The organism is Pseudomonas migulae (genome assembly GCF_024169315.1).
In the GTDB taxonomy this organism is placed as follows: Bacteria; Pseudomonadota; Gammaproteobacteria; order Pseudomonadales; family Pseudomonadaceae; genus Aquipseudomonas; species Aquipseudomonas migulae_B.
The window spans coordinates 5,612,914-5,630,568 of record NZ_JALJWR010000001.1; the positions used below are offsets into that span (position 1 = coordinate 5,612,914).

General features: G+C 60.6%; 12 protein-coding genes. 9 read left to right on the forward strand and 3 right to left on the reverse strand.

The annotated features are described in order from the left end of the window. Positions 1 to 91 precede the first annotated feature (91 nt). The 3 genes from J2Y86_RS25735 to phhA form a co-directional block, all read right to left on the reverse strand. Entirely contained in the window at positions 92 to 1,285 is a 1,194-nt protein-coding gene (locus tag J2Y86_RS25735) for an amino acid aminotransferase (protein ID WP_301308795.1), read from the reverse strand. Next, the gene (locus J2Y86_RS25740; protein ID WP_017337151.1) at positions 1,285 to 1,641 is read right to left on the reverse strand and encodes a 4a-hydroxytetrahydrobiopterin dehydratase; all 357 of its coding nucleotides are present in this window, start codon (positions 1,639 to 1,641) and stop codon (positions 1,285 to 1,287) included. The genes J2Y86_RS25735 and J2Y86_RS25740 overlap by 1 nt, the downstream gene beginning before the upstream one ends. Before the next feature lie 104 nt (positions 1,642 to 1,745). Then, positions 1,746 to 2,537, reverse strand: coding sequence for a phenylalanine 4-monooxygenase (phhA, locus tag J2Y86_RS25745; RefSeq protein ID WP_253438146.1), 792 nt, complete (start codon positions 2,535 to 2,537; stop codon positions 1,746 to 1,748). Positions 2,538 to 2,817: 280 nt separating this feature from the next. On the opposite strand from phhA, the gene J2Y86_RS25750 reads away from it, so the two are divergent. The 9 genes from J2Y86_RS25750 to J2Y86_RS25790 all read left to right on the forward strand — a co-directional run bounded on the left by J2Y86_RS25750 (position 2,818) and on the right by J2Y86_RS25790 (position 16,855). After that, entirely contained in the window at positions 2,818 to 4,377 is a 1,560-nt protein-coding gene (locus J2Y86_RS25750) for a sigma-54-dependent transcriptional regulator (RefSeq protein WP_253438148.1), read from the forward strand. Positions 4,378 to 4,714: 337 nt separating this feature from the next. Then, positions 4,715 to 5,455 carry a flagellar basal body rod protein FlgF gene (locus J2Y86_RS25755; protein ID WP_017337154.1) on the forward strand — a complete coding sequence of 247 codons (741 nt, stop codon included), beginning with the start codon at positions 4,715 to 4,717 and terminating at the stop codon, positions 5,453 to 5,455. A gap of 45 nt (positions 5,456 to 5,500) precedes the next feature. After that, positions 5,501 to 6,286 carry a flagellar basal-body rod protein FlgG gene (gene flgG, locus J2Y86_RS25760; RefSeq protein WP_017337155.1) on the forward strand — a complete coding sequence of 262 codons (786 nt, stop codon included), beginning with the start codon at positions 5,501 to 5,503 and terminating at the stop codon, positions 6,284 to 6,286. A gap of 52 nt (positions 6,287 to 6,338) precedes the next feature. Continuing rightward, entirely contained in the window at positions 6,339 to 7,034 is a 696-nt protein-coding gene (flgH, locus tag J2Y86_RS25765) for a flagellar basal body L-ring protein FlgH (RefSeq protein ID WP_214381476.1), read from the forward strand. 42 nt (positions 7,035 to 7,076) lie between these two features. Next, positions 7,077 to 8,150: a flagellar basal body P-ring protein FlgI gene (locus tag J2Y86_RS25770; RefSeq protein ID WP_253440428.1), complete on the forward strand. Its 1,074-nt coding sequence runs from the start codon at positions 7,077 to 7,079 to the stop codon at positions 8,148 to 8,150. An 11-nt stretch (positions 8,151 to 8,161) separates the two neighbouring features. After that, positions 8,162 to 9,451, forward strand: a complete 1,290-nt coding sequence (flgJ, locus tag J2Y86_RS25775; RefSeq protein ID WP_253438151.1) for a flagellar assembly peptidoglycan hydrolase FlgJ — start codon at positions 8,162 to 8,164, stop codon at positions 9,449 to 9,451. Between the two features lie 22 nt (positions 9,452 to 9,473). Then, the gene (gene flgK, locus J2Y86_RS25780) at positions 9,474 to 11,540 is read left to right on the forward strand and encodes a flagellar hook-associated protein FlgK (protein WP_253438155.1); all 2,067 of its coding nucleotides are present in this window, start codon (positions 9,474 to 9,476) and stop codon (positions 11,538 to 11,540) included. 13 nt (positions 11,541 to 11,553) lie between these two features. Continuing rightward, a complete protein-coding gene (locus J2Y86_RS25785; protein WP_253438158.1) occupies positions 11,554 to 13,152 on the forward strand; it encodes a flagellar hook-associated protein 3 in 1,599 nt (532 codons plus the stop codon). Between the two features lie 124 nt (positions 13,153 to 13,276). Further along, the gene (locus J2Y86_RS25790; RefSeq protein ID WP_253438161.1) at positions 13,277 to 16,855 is read left to right on the forward strand and encodes a glycosyltransferase; all 3,579 of its coding nucleotides are present in this window, start codon (positions 13,277 to 13,279) and stop codon (positions 16,853 to 16,855) included. Positions 16,856 to 17,655 lie beyond the last annotated feature (800 nt).

Below are 17,655 nucleotides of genomic sequence, written 5' to 3' on the forward strand. Positions count from 1 at the left end.
CTGCGGATGCCTGTCGGGTAAAACGGCGGCCGCTTCGCGACCGAACGGGGGCGAGCCCCCTCGCCACAAGGGACCCGGCCGATGTTTCACATTACTTGCAGACTTCGGCGATCGCCTCGGCCAACAGATCCAAGCGCGTCGCATCGATCCCCGCCACGTTCGCACGGCCGGTACCGACCATGTAGACGCTGTGATGATCACGCAGCTGTTTAACCTGATCCGGCGTCAAACCGGTGTAGGAAAACATTCCGCGTTGCACACCAATATGCGCAAAACGCTCGCGCAAGCCATGCGGTTCCAGCGCTTCCACCAGACCGCTGCGCAGTTGCGCGATACGCAAGCGCATGGCTTCCACTTCGTCGGCCCAAAGGCTTTTCAGCTCCGGATCGCCAAGAATCGTCGCCACTACGGCAGCGCCATGATCCGGCGGAGTCGACCACAGGTTGCGGGCGATGTTGGCCAGTTGGCTGCGAATATCCACCAGTTTTTCAGCGGTTTTCGCGCAGACAATCAGCGCCCCCGTGCGGTCCCGGTACAGCCCGAAGTTCTTCGAGCAGGAACTGGTGATCAGTACTTCCGGCAGTTCAGCGGCGAACAAACGGGTCGACCAGGCATCCTGTTCCAAGCCATCGCCAAAGCCCTGATAGGCGAAGTCGATCAGCGGCACCAGATCCCGGCTGCGCACCACGTCCAGCACGCGACGCCAGTCGTCATGGGACAGATCGAAGCCGGTCGGGTTGTGGCAGCAGGCGTGCAACAAGACCACGTCGCCTTTCGGCGCTTCATTGAGTGCCGCCAGCATCGCCTCAACATCGAGACGGTTATCGCTGCCGACATAAGGGTAATGATTAACCTTGACCCCGGCCGTGGCGAAAATGGTTTCGTGAATCGGCCAGGTCGGGTTGCTCAGCCACACGCCGCGCCCCGGCAGGCATTGGGCGATGAAGTCCGCGCTCAAGCGCAACGCACCGGTGCCGCCAGGTGTCTGGGTGGCGCCGGCCCGTTGTTCGGCGATCAGCGCCGAGTCGGCGCCGAGCACCAACTCATTGATGACCTTGCCGAATGCCGGTTCGCCGTGGCCGCCGATGTACGTCTTGGTGGTCTGGCGATCCACCAGGCGCTGCTCGGCGAGCTTCACGGCCTGGGGAATCGGCGTCAGGCCAAAGGCATCTTTATAGACGCCCACGCCAAGGTCGAATTTGCTCGGGTTCGGGTCCTGCGCATAGGCCTCCATCAGGCCGAGAATCGGGTCGCCGGGTACTCGACCTATGGCGTCGAAATGCATTATTTGCGGCCCTCGGCGTCCTTGGCTACTTCGTCAGTGCGCGCGGCCATGATGAAATCATTGCGGTGCAGGCCCTTGATGGAGTGGCTCCACCAGGTCACGGTGACTTTGCCCCATTCGGTCAGCAGGCCTGGGTGGTGACCTTCGGCCTCGGAGATTTCCCCGACCGCGTTGGTGAACGCCAGGGCGTGCTTGAAGTTCTTGAACAGGAAAACCTTTTCCAGCTGCATGATGCTGTCGCGAACTTCGATGTTCCAGTCAGGGATCTGCTTGATCAATACCGGCAGTTCTTCGTCGCTGACCTGAGGAGCGTCGGCGCGGCAGGCTTCGCAATGGGCTTGGTTCAATGTGGACATGGTGTGTTCCTGAAATCGAATTGTTGGAAATCGGCCGTCAGTGTCACCACGCTAAACCAAAGCGTCGGTTCCTGACAGGCTCACTTGATTCTAAAAGCTACGGATCACGCGGCTTTTGGTTTGGGCGGAAATTTCGGTGCGTGCAAACCCAACTGCATGCCTTGCTTGACCATGCCCATGATGTCTTCGTGGGCCAGATCGAACAGACGCTTGAGGTTCGGCAGGACAAAGTACAGCGGCTGCAGGATGTCGATGCGATACGGCGTGCGCATGCATTCCAGCGGATCGAATGCCTGATGCTCAGGTTCGTCCGACAGGCAGTAAACGGTTTCTTTCGGCGAGGAGAGAATGCCGCCGCCATAAATGCGCTGGCCTTGCGGGGTATCGACCAGGCCGAACTCGATGGTCATCCAGTACAGACGCGCCAGATAAACGCGTTCTTCCTTGGAAGCCTTGAGGCCGAGTTTGCCGTAGGTGTGGGTGAATTCAGCGAACCAGGGGTTGGTCAGCAGCGGACAGTGGCCAAAGATCTCGTGGAAAATGTCCGGTTCTTGCAGGTAATCCAGCTCTTCGCGGGTACGAATAAACGTCGCCACCGGAAACTGTTTGTTTGCCAGCAATTCGAAAAAGGTCTGGAAGGGAATCAGTGCGGGCACCCGGGCAACTTGCCAACCGGTGGTTTCACCGAGGACTTTGTTGATTTCGCCGAGTTGCGGAATGCGGTCGTGGGGCAGACCGAGTTTTTCGATACCGTCCAGGTATTCCTGGCACGCACGCCCTTCGATCACTTTCAGCTGGCGAGTGATCAGCGTGTTCCACACCGCGTGTTCTTCGGCGGGGTAGTCGATAAAACCTTGCGCATCGGGCTCGCGAGCCACGTATTGCGTCTGCTTCATGCTGCTCTCCTGCTAGGGGATTTCGTTCTTGTTATGTCCTGCTATGGACCTAGAAATACCTCAGGAATTGCGATGTTGCAGCACGTGAGGGCCGTAGTGCGTAGGAAAATTCGTCGGTTTTCGTAAAGTTTTCGTTACGGAAAGGCCGCTATGGCGCGGCGCTTGCGATTTCCGGGTTTGAAAAGGCGTGCAGGTGTCACATAATCTTGACGACTAACTTGGCCCCAACGCAGAAAAATCCTCGCGCGGGGCCTCGATCACTCCAGTTTCGGGCCTTTATATGCGTATCAAAGTCCACTGCCAGAACCGCATCGGCATCCTGCGCGACATTCTCAACTTGCTGGTCGAGTACGGAATCAACGTTGCCCGAGGTGAAGTGGGTGGGGAGTATGGCAACGCGATCTACCTGCATTGCCCGAACCTGATCAACATTCAGTTCCAGGCGTTGCGTCCGAAATTCGAATCGATTGCCGGTGTCTTTGGCGTCAAGCGCGTAGGGCTGATGCCCAGTGAGCGTCGGCACATGGAACTCAATGCGTTGCTCGGCGCGTTGGAATTTCCGGTGCTCTCGATCGACATGGGCGGTTCGATCGTCGCGGCCAACCGTGCGGCGGCGCAATTGCTCGGGGTGCGGGTGGATGAAGTGCCGGGGATTCCGTTATCGCGGTACGCCGAGGATTTCGATTTGCCGGAGCTGGTGCGCGCCAACAAGTCGCGGATCAACGGGCTGCGAGTCAAGGTGAAGGGCGATGTCTTTCTGGCCGACATCGCGCCGCTGCAATCCGAGCATGACGACAGCGAAGCCATGGCCGGCGCGGTGCTGACGCTGCATCGTGCCGACCGGGTCGGGGAGCGCATCTACAACGTGCGCAAACAGGAGCTGCGCGGGTTCGACAGTATCTTCCAGAGTTCGAAAGTGATGGCCGCCGTGGTTCGCGAAGCGCGACGCATGGCGCCACTGGACGCGCCGCTATTGATAGAAGGCGAAACCGGCACCGGTAAAGAATTGCTGGCGCGGGCCTGTCACCTGGCCAGTCCGCGGGGGCAGTCGCCGTTGATGGCGCTCAACTGCGCCGGTCTGCCGGAGTCGATGGCCGAGACCGAGTTGTTCGGCTACGGTCCCGGTGCATTCGAAGGGGCGCGGGCCGAGGGCAAGCTCGGGTTGCTGGAGCTGACGGCGGGGGGGACGTTGTTCCTCGATGGCGTGGGAGAAATGAGCCCGCGCTTGCAGGTGAAATTGCTGCGCTTCCTGCAGGACGGTTGCTTCCGTCGCGTAGGCAGTGATGAAGAGGTTTATCTGGACGTGCGAGTGATCTGCGCGACGCAGGTCGACCTGTCGGAGTTGTGCGCGCGAGGCGAGTTTCGCCAGGATTTGTATCACCGCTTGAACGTACTGTCGCTGCACATCCCGCCGCTGCGCGAATGCCTGGATGGCTTGACGCCGCTGGTGGAGCACTTCCTCGATCAGGCCAGTCGGCAGATCGGTTGCCCGCTGCCGAAACTGGCGCCGGCGGCCATGGAGCGGCTCAGTCATTACCATTGGCCGGGCAATGTCCGGCAGCTGGAAAACGTGCTGTTCCAGGCTGTTTCGTTGTGCGAGGGCGGCACGGTCAAGGCCGAGCATATCCGGTTGCCAGACTACGGTGTGCGTCAGCCGCTTGGCGACTTTTCACTCGAGGGCGGGCTGGACGAGATTGTCGGGCGCTTCGAGAAAGCGGTATTGGAGCGTTTGTATTCCGAGCATCCAAGCAGTCGGCAACTGGGCAAGCGGTTGGGGGTTTCGCATACGACCATTGCCAATAAGTTGCGTGAGTATGAGGTTGGCAAGACCGAGTCATGACCGACACTTGTTGTGATTGTGCTGGCCTCATCGCGGGCAAGCCCGCTCCCACAGGGATCTTCAATGGATTCAAAATCTGTGGGCGCCAGACAACTCTGTGGGAGCGGGCTTGCCCGCGATGAGGCCAGCACAGGCAGAACTCAGGTCAAGCCTTGCCACTTACCGGCATAACACCGCCGGTTTTTCGTCTTCGACACAATCCCCCATTACCCTCCGAACCCCTCAAGTCCTTTGTTTGCCGGGCCCCGCGCCGCCAGAAAAAAGTTGGTCTGCAAATTGCTTATGGCTCAGCAGTACAGCGGTGGGCGGCAAACGTCCGGCATGCAGAGGAAAGAGTGTGGACAAGTACCTTTATGTGGCAATGACCGGCGCCAGCCAGAATGCACTGGCGCAGAAGGCTCATGCGAACAACCTGGCGAACATCTCCACCAACGGTTTCCAGAAAGACCTGGAGCAGGCGCGTTCGATGCCGGTGTTCGGTGACAGCTTTCCGGCGCGTGCATTTGCCATGTCCGAACGTCCGGCCACCGACTTCTCTGCGGGCGCTCTGGTGGAAACCGGTCGCGACCTCGACGTCGCGGTGCAGGGCAACGGCTGGATCGCCGTGCAGAACCCGGACGGCGGCGAAAGCTACGTGCGCACCGGCAGCCTGAACGTCGACGCGCTGGGCGTATTGCGGGCCGGCAACGGTATGCCGGTGCTGGGCAATGGCGGGCCGATCTCCGTGCCACCCGAGCAGCAAATCGAAGTCGGCGAGGACGGCACCGTCAGCATCCGTGCGATGGGCGAAGGTCCGCGCGTGATGGCAGAAGTCGACCGCATCAAGCTGGTCAACCCGGATTTCAAGAACATGACCAAGGGCCTGGACGGTTCGATCCACACCAAGGACGGCCAGCCGGCGCAAGCCGATGCCAACGTCAAACTGGTGTCCGGGTTCCTTGAGTCGAGCAACGTCAATGCCGTGGAAGAGATGACTTCTGTGCTGGCCCTGGCCAAGCAGTTCGAATTGCACATCAAGATGATGAACACCGCCAAAGACGACGACCAGGCCATGGCTCGGGTCTTGCAGATCAGCTAATTATCAGAACGTCGCGCCGTAAAACAGGCGCACGAGGAGAATCGAATGCTTCCGGCTCTATGGGTTGCCAAAACAGGTCTGTCCGCCCAGGACACCAACCTGACCACCATTTCCAACAACCTGGCCAACGTGTCGACCACGGGTTTCAAACGTGACCGTGCCGAGTTCCAGGATTTGCTGTACCAGATCAAACGCCAGCCAGGCGCCCAGTCGACCCAGGACAGCGAACTGCCGTCGGGCCTGCAACTGGGTACCGGTGTGCGCATCGTCGGCACCCAGAAAAACTTCAACGCCGGTAGCCTGCAAACCACCGAGCAGCCGTTGGACATGGCCATCGACGGTCGCGGTTTCTTCCAGATCCTGCAGCCGGACGGCACCACGTCCTACACCCGTGACGGCACGTTCCACCTCGATTCCAACGGCCAGATCGTGAACGCCAGCGGCTTCGCCCTGGAGCCGGCCATTGTCATCCCGAACGACGCGCAGACCTTCACGGTCGGTCGCGACGGCACCGTGTCCATCACCATCGCCGGCAACCCGGCGTCCCAGGTGATCGGCAACCTGCAGACCGCCGACTTCATCAACCCGGCCGGCCTGCAAGCGGTGGGTAACAACCTGTTCCTGGAAACCGCCGCCAGTGGCGCGCCGCAAGTCGGTACGCCTGGCCTGGCCGGTTTCGGCACCACGCTGCAGAACACCCTGGAAACGTCCAACGTCAGCACCGTTGAAGAGATGGTCAACATGATCACCACTCAGCGCGCCTACGAGATGAACTCCAAGGTGATCTCCACCGCCGACCAGATGCTCTCGTTCGTAACGCAGAATCTGTAATCAAGTCTATGAGGCGGCCATGAGGTCGCCTGCAACACCGTGAGGTAGGGTCATGAATCGCTTTGTATCTGTTCTGGCACTGAGTGGAGTCGCCGCGCTGGCGGGTTGCGTCGGTCCGACGCCCAAGCCCAATGACCCTTACTACGCCCCGGTGTTGCCGCGTACGCCGTTGCCGGCTGCCGCGAACAACGGCTCGATCTACCAGGCCGGTTTTGAGCAGAACCTGTACAGCGACCGCAAGGCGTTCCGGGTCGGTGACATCATCACCATCACCCTGAACGAGAAGACCCAGGCCAGCAAGAACGCCAACTCGCAAATCGGCAAGAACAGCAAGGCCAGCATCGGTCTGTCCTCGTTGTTCGGCACAATACCGAACACGAACAACCCGCTCAGCGACGGTGATCTGACGCTGGACGCCGGCTACAGCGGCGACCGCGCGACCAAGGGCGACAGCAAGGCCGGGCAGGGCAACAGCCTGACCGGTTCGATCACCGTGACCGTCGCCGACGTCTTGCCCAACGGCATCATTGCCGTGCGCGGCGAGAAGTGGATGACCCTCAATACCGGTGATGAGCTGGTACGGATTGCCGGTCTGGTCCGGGCTGACGACATCGCCACCGACAACACGGTTTCGTCGACCCGCATTGCCGATGCACGCATCACCTACTCGGGCACCGGTTCGTTTGCCGATGCGAGTCAGCCAGGCTGGTTCGACCGTTTCTTCCTCAGCCCGCTGTTCCCTTTCTAGGTGGCTACGTTGAATTTCAGAAGTCTCATCGTTGCGGCCCTGATGTTGTCGGCAGCCTTCAACGCTCAAGCCGAGCGGCTGAAGGACATCGCCAGTATTTCCGGCGTGCGTTCCAACCAATTGATCGGCTACGGCCTGGTGGTCGGGCTTAACGGCACCGGTGACCAGACGACGCAAACCCCGTTCACCCTGCAGACCTTCAACAACATGCTCTCGCAGTTCGGCATCAAGGTGCCGCCGGGTTCGGGCAACGTGCAGCTGAAAAACGTCGCTGCGGTATCGATCAGTGCCGACTTGCCGGCCTTCGCCAAACCGGGTCAGCAGGTGGATATCACCGTGGCGTCCATCGGTAACTCCAAGAGCCTGCGGGGCGGCACCTTGCTGCTGACGCCGCTCAAGGGTATCGATGGCAACGTGTACGCGGTCGCTCAGGGCAACCTGGTGGTCGGCGGTTTTGATGCCGAAGGTCGCGACGGTTCGAAAATCACCGTCAACGTTCCGTCGGCCGGTCGCATCCCCGGTGGTGCATCGGTGGAACGTTCGGTGCCGAGCGGTTTCAACCAGGGCAACAGCCTGACCTTGAACCTCAACCGTTCCGACTTCACCACCGCCAAGCGCATCGTCGACAAGATCAACGACATGCTCGGCCCTGGTGTTGCCCAGGCCATCGACGGCGGTTCGATTCGCGTCACGGCGCCACTGGATCCGAGCCAGCGGGTCGACTACCTGTCGATCCTCGAGAACCTCGAAGTCGATCCGGGCCAGGCGGTGGCGAAAGTCATCATCAACTCGCGCACCGGCACCATCGTGATCGGCCAGAACGTCAAGGTTTCCCCGGCCGCCGTGACCCACGGCAGCCTGACCGTGACCATCACCGAAGACCCGATCGTCAGCCAGCCCGGTCCTTTGTCCAATGGGCAAACGGCGGTCGTGCCGCGCTCGCGGGTCAATGCACAACAGGAAGCCAAGCCAATGTTCAAGTTCGGCCCGGGCACGACCCTCGACGAGATCGTACGTGCGGTGAACCAGGTCGGCGCGGCACCGGGTGACTTGATGGCCATCCTCGAAGCACTGAAGCAGGCCGGCGCGTTGCAAGCCGACCTGATCGTGATCTGAGGACGGCGACCATGGACATGCGCAAAGGCGGTTTGGGTGTCAGCAGCAACGATTCGGGCTCCTATTCGGACTTGAACCGGCTGAACCAGCTCAAGGTCGGTGACAAGAACAGTGACGGGAACATGCGCAAGGTTGCGCAGGAGTTCGAGTCGCTGTTCCTCGGTGAAATGCTCAAGTCCATGCGCAAGGCTACCGACAGCCTGGGTGAGGACAATCCGCTCAACACCCCGGCCGCCAAGCAATACCAGGAAATGTACGACCAGCAGCTGGCCGTTTCCATGTCTCGCGAGGGTGGCGGTATCGGCCTGGCGGACGTGCTGATGCGTCAGATGTCGAAGAACAAACCGATGGCGCCGGGCGAAGCAGCTGCCGCATCGGCGGCCAAGCAAGCGGCCGCGAAAGCCGCCGCAGAAACGCCGATTGCCGCCGGCACGGTCGCCGTCAACGGACCGTTGTCGCGCCTCAATGGCGAGCGTCCGTTGTGGGCGTCGCGCTCGATCCATGCACCGCAGGCAGCAGGCGACGGCACGCACCGCAATGACATGGCGCTGATCAATCAGCGGCGCCTGGCATTGCCACCGAAACTGGCTGACCGCTTGCTGGCCGGCCTGGTGCCTTCGGCCACGACCAGCGCGCCGACGGTCAACAAGACTTCACTGCCGGAGCGCACCACGCTCACCGGTGCAGGCCCGTTGTACAACGGCGATTGGCTGGCAAATGCCCAGGCAGCATCGAGCGGCGGTCTGCAGATTCATGGTCGCGCCATGGCGCAAATCCCCCTGGCGCCCGCGAAGAAAGCCTTCAGCTCCGCCGACGAATTCGTCAACAAAATGCTGCCGATGGCCAAGGAAGCCGCCGAGCGTATTGGTGTCGATCCGCGTTACCTCGTGGCCCAGGCTGCGCTGGAAACCGGCTGGGGCAAATCGGTCATGCGCGCACAGGATGGCAGCAGCAGCCACAACCTGTTCGGCATCAAGGCCAGCAGCAATTGGCAGGGCAATTCGGCGCGGGCGATCACCAGCGAATTCAGGAATGGCGCGATGGTCAAGGAGACGGCCGAGTTCCGTTCCTACGACTCTTACAAGGACAGCTTTCATGACCTTGTAACTTTGCTGCAGACCAACAATCGCTATCAAGATGTCGTGAAGTCGGCCGATAACCCAGAACAGTTTGTACGCGAGTTGCAAAAGGCCGGTTACGCAACCGACCCGGACTACGCGAGCAAGATTTCGCAGATAGCCAAGCAGATGACGAGTTACCAGAACTACGCTGCGGCGGGCGTTTCCACCACGCCTTTATAGGCACAAGGATTAAGGTCGAACCATGAGTTTGCTCAATATCGGGATGTCGGGTCTGGCCGCTGGCCAATCCTCGTTGATGACCACCGGCAACAACATTGCCAACGTCGACACCGCCGGGTACTCACGCCAGCAAACAGTGCAGGGCACCAAAGCCTCGCAGCATTTCGGCAACGTGTACATCGGCACCGGCACGACGCTGGCCGATGTGCGTCGCGTGTACAACAGCTACCTCGATGCGCAGTTGCAGACCACGACTTCGCTCAACAGTGATTCGGCCGCTTACCTGAATCAGGTCACGCCACTGGACAAGTTGCTCTCCGATACCAGCACTGGCCTGAACGGCGCCCTGACCAAGTTTTTTGCCTCGGTGCAGAACGTCAACGCCAAGCCGGGTGATGACGCCTCCCGTCAATTGCTGCTCAGCGATGCCCAGGCTTTGAGCAACCGTTTCAACTCGGTCTCCACGCAGCTGAACCAGCAGAATGCCAATATCAACGGCAACCTGACGAACATGGCGGATCAGGTCAACAAGCTGGCCGCTACCGTGGCCCAGTTGAACCAGAAGATCTCCGAGATTTCCAGTTCCGGCGGCATGCCGAACGATCTGCTCGATGCGCGTAACGAAACCGTGCGCCAACTGTCGACCTTCACCGGTGCGCAAATTGTAGAGCGTGAAGGCAGCCTCGATATTTACCTGGGCAGCGGTCAGCCGCTGGTCATCGGCAACACGTCCAGCAAGCTCGAGACGGTGCCAAGCAAAGAAGATCCGGGCCGTCTGGCGCTGCAGCTCAATCGCGGCGCGAGCACCATCGACATCACGTCGATCATGACCGGTGGTGAAATCGGCGGCTTGCTGCGTTATCGCAGCACCGTGCTGGACCCGGCCATGAATGAACTGGGCCGTGTGGCGCTGGTTGTCGCCGATCAGATGAACAGAATCCAGGCCCAGGGCATCGACAAGAACGGTGCCTTCGGTTCGAACCTGTTCACCAACATCAACTCGCCCAAGCTGGTCTCTGAACGCAGCGTCGCCGCCACCAGCAACGTGGGGGCCGGCAACTTCGATGTGAGCATCAAGGACACTGGCAAGCTGACCATCAACGATTACAAGGTCACCTTCACCACGGCGACCGACTACACCGTTCAGCGCCTGCCGGACAACACGCCGATGGGCAGCTTCAGCACGGCACCGCCGGCAACGGCACCGGTCATCGACGGCTTCGAAATGAAGTTCAACGCCGCTTCCGCCACGGCGGGCGACACCTTCAAGATCACCCCGACCCGCGATGCCGCAGCGAACATCAAGACCGAGATGACCGACTCCAAGCGTCTGGCCATCGCGGCGCCGTTGGGTGCGGCTATTGCGGCGAGCGGCAGTGGTAACGGCACCTTGTCGATCCCGGCCACCGGTCAACCGACCCTGACCACCAAGTTCGACATCTACGACGCGGCGACCACCACCGCGATGCAGAACGGCCTGAAGAACTCTACGCCGACCAAGGTTGTGTTTGGTGCTGTGTCCGCCGACGGCACCAGCCAGACCTACCAGTTCCTGGATGCCAAGGGCGGGGTGATCAGCGCCGGCACCATCAAGCCAGGTGAGACCAACACCCTGAACCTGAGCATTCCGCTTACGGATGCCACGGGTGCGCCAATTCCGCCTGCGCCTGCCACTCAGTACACCGCGGCCTTCGATATGACCATCGCCGGTGCCCCAAGCAGCGGCGCGGCGATCAACGTCTCGCTCAGCCAGCCGGGCAGCCTGGACAACCGTAACGGCACCGTACTGGCCGGCTTGCAGACCGCGCAGACCGTGGACACCGGCTCGGCCAGCAAAGGTATTTCCCTGAACGACGCCTACGGCAAACTGGTCGAAGGCGTGGGTTCCAAGGCAGCACAGGGCAAGCTCGACAGCGCGGCGACAGAAGCCATCCTGGCGAATGCCAAGGGCGCGCGTGACTCGCTTTCGGGTGTCGACCTCGATGAGGAAACCGGCAACCTGGTCAAGTATCAGCAGTACTACACCGCGTCCTCGCAGATCATCAAGGCTGCGCAGGAAATCTTCAGCACACTGATCAACAGTCTTTAAGGAGTCGTAGCCCATGCGCATTTCTACCGCCCAGTTTTACGAGTCCTCGGCTGCGAACTACCAGAAGAACTTCGCCAACGTGGTCAAGAGCAGCGAAGAGGCGAGCAGCCTGGTTCGCGTCAACACGGCCGCCGATGATCCGGTCGGCGCTTCGCGTCTGCTGCAATTGGGTCAGCAGGCCTCGATGCTCGATCAGTTCAACAACAACATGACCACGATCAAAGCCACGCTTGGCCAGACTGAAGCGGTGATGACCAGCATCGGCAACGTGCTGCAACGCGCCAAGGAACTCGCCCTGGGTGCCGGCAACGCCGGCTATACCGATGCCGACCGCCAGGCCAACGCTTCGGAGCTCAGCCAGATCGAAGAGCAGCTGTTGAGCCTGATGAACACCAAGGACGAAAACGGCAAATACATTTTCTCCGGTTCCAAGGGCGACACTGTTCCGTTCTCGCGCAATACCGATGGTACCTACAGCTATAACGGTGACCAGGTCACGCTGGACCTGCCGATTGGCGATACCCAGTCGATGGCCACCAACAGCACCGGTTGGGCGGTATTCCAGCAAGCGATCAACACCAGTCGCACGCAGACCAGCATGACTTCGCCCACGCCGGCCGTTGATGGCGGTCGTGTGGTGCTTTCCAATGGCCAGGTGAATTCGGACGTGACCTACAACGCCAAATTCCGCGGTGGCGAGCCCTACACCGTGAATGTCCTCAGCCCTACGCAACTGGAAATCCGCGACTCGCTGGGTAACGACGTCACGTCCGAGGCTTCTGGCAATGGCGTGTTCAGCTCCACCGGCGGTGCCGGCACACAGACGATCAATTTCCGTGGCGTTGATCTGAAGTTGAACATCAACATGAAATCAGGTGATGTGCCGGCGACCGTGTTTCCGGCGCCCCCATCGCCCAATGCCTACAGCTTCACTCTGGCGGCCAAGCCGGACAGCATCAACGCATCTCGTGCGCCGGGCAACGTGTCGACGGATGTGGTCACCAACACGTCCATCACCAACAGCGCCGCCTACCATGCGAGCTTTCCGGAAGGCGGGGCGATTCTCAAGTTCACCAGTCCTACCGCTTTCGAGTTGTATGCCGCGCCTCTGACGGCGAACAGCAAGCCGGTTTCCAACGGTGTTCTGGCGGGTAACGTCGCCACCGCATCGGGTGTCGCCTTTACGCTCAGCGGGACGCCGACGATGACTGCCGGTGACCAGTTCTCGGTCGTGGTCAACACGCACCAGACGCAGAACGTTCTGGACACCGTCAGCCAGCTGAAAACCGCGCTGTCGACGCCGACCAACAACGATCCGGTGGCCATTCAAAAACTCAACGCAGCCATTACTTCGGGCGTCGGCAACCTGGCCAGCGGCATCGACCAATTGACCTCCGGCATCAGTTCCGTGGGTGGCCGTGGTGCGTCGTTGACCACCCAGACCGAAATCAACCAGAGCCTGGTGCTGGCCAACACGCAGACCCAGGGCTCGATCCGTGATTCGGACCCGGCCACGGTGATGACCCGCCTGACCTTGCAGCAAACCATGCTGCAGGCCTCGCAATTGGCGTTCAGCAAAATCGCTCAGTTGGGGCTGTTCAACAAAGTCTGAGTCGACGCCTTCGCGCTAATGGCGCGAGGGTTGAGGCACCGAGTGCAACCGTCTTTTTTTCAGCGGTTCAGGGCTGCTCCACTCGTTCCAGAGTGAGCGCCCGCCGCTCGAGAGTTCCCCCGCCGTGAAACCAGCTCCTCTTGTCAGCATCGCCATCCCCGCCTACAACGCGCTGTACTTTCAGGCTGCATTGCAAAGTGCTCTGAATCAGACTTATGCATCGCTTGAAGTGATTGTCTGTGACGATAGCAATGACGACGAAATCCATGACCTGGTCCAGGCCTGCACGGTGCCGCAAGGCCTGACGCTGCGTTATGTGCGCAATGATCGCCACTTGGGGTTCAAGGGGAATCTGATTGCCTGCGCCGAGCAGGCGACCGGGGAATACCTCAAGCTTCTCTGTGATGACGACCAGTTGCTGCCTGAGTGCATTGCCCGTCAGGTGCAGGGTTTCATCGATCATGACGATGTGAACCTGGTGATTGCCCAGCGTCAGTATTGCGACGGCGATTACCTGCTGCTGCCCGAGCGACTGGAGAACACCAGCTTTTCCTCGGGGAATATGCTGTTCAAGGGCGAAGACTTGCTGGATGTGCTGGAAAGCACGGCGGTCAACTTTCTCAGCAATCTGAGTGGCGCGCTGATGCGCACCCATCAAGTGCTGGAGTATCTGCCTGCCTTGACCCAGATCGGTGAAGGGTTTGTCGCCCGTCTCGATTTCGCCTTGTTTGTGTGTCTGTTGCGTCGTGGCAATCTGGCGGTGATGGGGCAGATACTCAGCTTCGAACGCTTGCACCCGGCGCGCATGAGCAATCAACTGGAGGTCGAGCAGGCCGTGGCGGTCGAGCTTGGCTGGCTGACCCAAATGCTGGCGGTGCGCAGCGGCGAGCCGGCACCTGCGCCGGGGCATGTTCGCTACATCGATCTGGCCAGCGCCGCCCTCGGTGAGCCGTATGCCTGGGAAGAAATGCCCCTGAGTCGTTCGCTGGGCTTTTCCGCGACCTTGATACGTTCGCGGGTGGGTGAAAACTGTGACAGTTTCTCTGACGTGTACCAGCAATGGCTGGCCTGTCGCACCCTGAACCCGGCCCAGCAACGCCTGTTGCCTGCGCGCCTTGCCTCGTGGGCGTGGCAGCCGCGAATTGTGCCGGTGGTGATTGATGCCGATGCCGACGATGCGGCGCTGGGTGTCACACTCGAGAGCATCGAGCGGCAGGTGTATGCCGCCGAAACGGTGTTGGTGCTCTCCGGTGAAAATCGCGCCAGCGCCCTGGCCGGTAACGTGATTCGTGTGACCCTGCAAGGCGACGGAGTTGAGCAGCTCAATGTCCTTCTGATGCAAATGGACGGTGCGGACTGGTTCTATCTCCTGCGGGCGGGTGATCGCCTGAATGAACTGGCCTTGCTGCTGTTGGCCGAGCGCATGGTCGAGAGTGCCGGCGCGTTGTGCATCTACAGTGATGAAGGTGGTCTGCGCAACGAGCTGTCGGTGGAGCCGATCTTCAAATCCGATTTCAATCTGGACCTGTTGCGCAGTTATCCCTACATCGGGCGGACACTGGCCATTCAGCGTCAATGCTTTGTGAACGCCGGTGGATTCAACCCGGATTTCACCGAGCTCAGTCCTCATGATCTGCTCTGGCGCCTTGTCGAAAGCCAGGGTGCGCATGTCGTGGAGCACGTCGCCCAGGTGCTGGTCGAATCCTCGTTCGGCCTGTCGCAATGGCTCGCGTTGCCGCAAGTGATCGAGCAAAACCCCCGTGTGCTGACCGCCCACCTTGACCGTATCGGCGCTGCCCACGAAGTGCGGCCGGGCAGCGTGCCGCTGATCAATCGAATTGACTACCACCATGGCTTTCAACCGCTGGTATCGATTGTCGTGGTGACCCGGGGAAGGCTTGGCCCGCTTCAGCGCTGCATCGAAAGTGTGCTGGAGCATACGGCGTATGCTCACTACGAATTGTTGATCGTCGACAATGCCAGCACTTCGATCGAGGCGCAGGACTGGCTGGCCGCGATGTCGCAAATGGGCGGCGAAAAGTTGCGCGTGCTGCATTGCGATTACCCCGATAACCCGGCAGCGGCGCAAAACTTCGCGGTTGCCCAGGCTCGCGGCGAGTATGTGTTGTTGCTCAGCCCGGACAGCTTGATCGTCAACCGCGACTGGCTTGGTGAACTGCTGAATCACGGCTTGCGTCCGGAAGTGGGGGTCGTTGGTGGTCGAATGGTCAGCCTTCAGGGGCGTATCGAAGGTTCGGCGCAGGTGCTGGGGATGCGCGGCCCTGTCGGCGTGCCTTGGCGCGGGGAAGTGGTGACCACCCCGGGTTACATGCAGCGCCAGCAGGCGGTGCAGAACCTGAGCGCTGTGGGCATCGAATGCCTGCTGATCCGCAAGCAGGTATTCGATGATCTTCAGGGGTTTGACGAGCAGGCCTTTTCCCAGATGCTCAACGGCCCGGATTTTTGCCTGCGTATCAGGCAGAAGGGCTATCTGGTGGTCTGGACGCCCTATGCCGAATCGGTCCGCGTGGCGGTCGAGCCGGAGAGTGGACCGGTGGCGTCAACGCTGGTGGCTGAACAGAAGCGTTTTTATCAACGCTGGTTGCCAATCATCGCCAGAGATCCGGCGTACAACGTCAACCTGAGCCTCAACACCAATAATTTCAGTCTTGAACCCGGTTTCAAGAACGATTGGAATCCGTTCGCCCGGCACATGCTGCCGCGGGTTCTGGCGATACCGATCAACGAGAGCGCCGTGGGTCACTACCGCGTCTCCCAGCCGTTTCTCGAGCTGGAGGCGGCGGGACAAGTGGTCGGCAACCTTGCCTTCCATACGCCATCGGACATCGAACTGGAGCGCCAGTCGCCGGACGTTATCATCCTGCAGGGGCGCTACAGTCAGGGCGCGGTGGACGAGGTGGAGCGGGTCAAAAACAGTTCCCGGGCCTTCCGGGTTTTCGAGCTTGATGACTACGTCATCGATGTGCCAAAGAAAAATGCTCACATACGCAAGGCCACCGTCGGCGTTGAACAAATCGTACGGCGGGCAATCGGCTTGTGCGACCGGGTGGTGGTGTCGACCCAGCCACTGGCCGATGCACTCAAAGGCATGCATGACGATATTCGCGTGGTGCCGAACATGCTTGCTCCGCATCTGTGGACCGGCCTGAGCAGCCAGCGGCGTACGTCCCGCAAGCCGAGGGTCGGTTGGGGTGGCGGGACCAGTCATGATGGGGACCTGGCGATCATTGCCGACGTCGTTCGCTTGCTGGCGGATGAAGTTGAATGGGTGTTTTTCGGCATGTGCCCGCCGGCACTCAGGCCTTACGTACATGAATTCCATCCGGCCATGGTTCTTCACGGCTACCCGGCCAAGCTGGCCAGCCTGAACCTTGACCTGGCGTTGGCGCCGTTGGAGTTTCATATCTTCAACGACTGCAAGAGCAACTTGCGTCTGCTGGAGTACGGTGCCTGCGGTTACCCGGTGATCTGCACGGACACCGAGGCTTATCGCGGTTACCTGCCGTGTACCAAGGTGGTGAGCAACAGTACCGAGGAATGGCTTGAGGCAATCCGTATGCACCTGGCTGATCCGGATGCGAGTTATCGCATGGGGGATGCGCTGCGTGAGGAAGTGCTGCGGGATTACATGTTGCGGGGTAATAACGTGAATTACTGGGCTGAGGGGTGGTTGCCGAGCTGATTTTTTGGGGGCGTGTATTGGGATTGGGGGGCTTATCCGTTTCTTCGGTAACGGCGGGTATTGGTTTCGCCCTTACGGCGAGTCACTTGGAGAAGCGCCAAGTAACCAAGCGCCCGGCGCCCCTGACGTACGGTGGCTCGCCTAGGCTCGCCATGCCCTCGCTCCGGTCCTGCTCCGTGGGCCCGCCGCCATCGGCCATCCATGGCCGGGGGCGGCTAACCCGGCATCCCTGCCGGGTTGCCCACTACGCAGAACCTGCGCTCGGCCTTCCGACGGGGCAGATCAAGATCAAAAACAAAGCGAGGCGGCCTGATAGCCGGCCTGTTTTCCGTCAAAGTCATCGGCGGCGAACACCAATTTCATGCCCACCAAAAATCCCCTGTGGGAGCGGGCTTGCTCGCGAATGCGGATTGGCATTCAGCATTGATGTCGACTGACACGGCCTCATTCGCGAGCAAGCCCGCTCCCACATTTAATCGGGGTTGCTCAAGAGGGGGGAACGATCAAGTCAGCGAAGCGCGCCCGCTTGACGCCCAGGTCGGCCCGAAGGCCGCCTCGCGGTGCTGTTGCGGTGGTCGCCCCCTCGAGAGGCCGAGTGGAGGTTCTGCGCAGTGGGCAACCCGGCATGGATGCCGGGTTAGCCGCCCCCGGCCATGGATGGCCGATGGCGGCGGGCCCACGGAGCAGGACCGGAAGGAGGGCATGCCGAGCCTTAGCGAGGCACCGAACGAAAGGGGCAAGAGCGCTTGGTTACTTGGCGCTTCTCCAAGTGACTCGCCGTAAGGGCGAAACCGCCAGCC

Excerpts from the sequence above, each read along its gene's own strand:
- flgK (WP_253438155.1), top strand. The coding sequence starts at position 9,474 with ATGAGTTTGCTCAATATCGGGATGTCGGGTCTGGCCGCTGGCCAATCC.
- J2Y86_RS25740 (WP_017337151.1), bottom strand. The coding sequence starts at position 1,641 with ATGTCCACATTGAACCAAGCCCATTGCGAAGCCTGCCGCGCCGACGCT.
- phhA (WP_253438146.1), bottom strand. The coding sequence starts at position 2,537 with ATGAAGCAGACGCAATACGTGGCTCGCGAGCCCGATGCGCAAGGTTTT.
- flgJ (WP_253438151.1), top strand. The coding sequence starts at position 8,162 with ATGGACATGCGCAAAGGCGGTTTGGGTGTCAGCAGCAACGATTCGGGC.
- J2Y86_RS25770 (WP_253440428.1), top strand. The coding sequence starts at position 7,077 with ATGTTGTCGGCAGCCTTCAACGCTCAAGCCGAGCGGCTGAAGGACATC.
- flgG (WP_017337155.1), top strand. The coding sequence starts at position 5,501 with ATGCTTCCGGCTCTATGGGTTGCCAAAACAGGTCTGTCCGCCCAGGAC.
- J2Y86_RS25750 (WP_253438148.1), top strand. The coding sequence starts at position 2,818 with ATGCGTATCAAAGTCCACTGCCAGAACCGCATCGGCATCCTGCGCGAC.
- flgH (WP_214381476.1), top strand. The coding sequence starts at position 6,339 with ATGAATCGCTTTGTATCTGTTCTGGCACTGAGTGGAGTCGCCGCGCTG.
- J2Y86_RS25785 (WP_253438158.1), top strand. The coding sequence starts at position 11,554 with ATGCGCATTTCTACCGCCCAGTTTTACGAGTCCTCGGCTGCGAACTAC.
- J2Y86_RS25735 (WP_301308795.1), bottom strand. The coding sequence starts at position 1,285 with ATGCATTTCGACGCCATAGGTCGAGTACCCGGCGACCCGATTCTCGGC.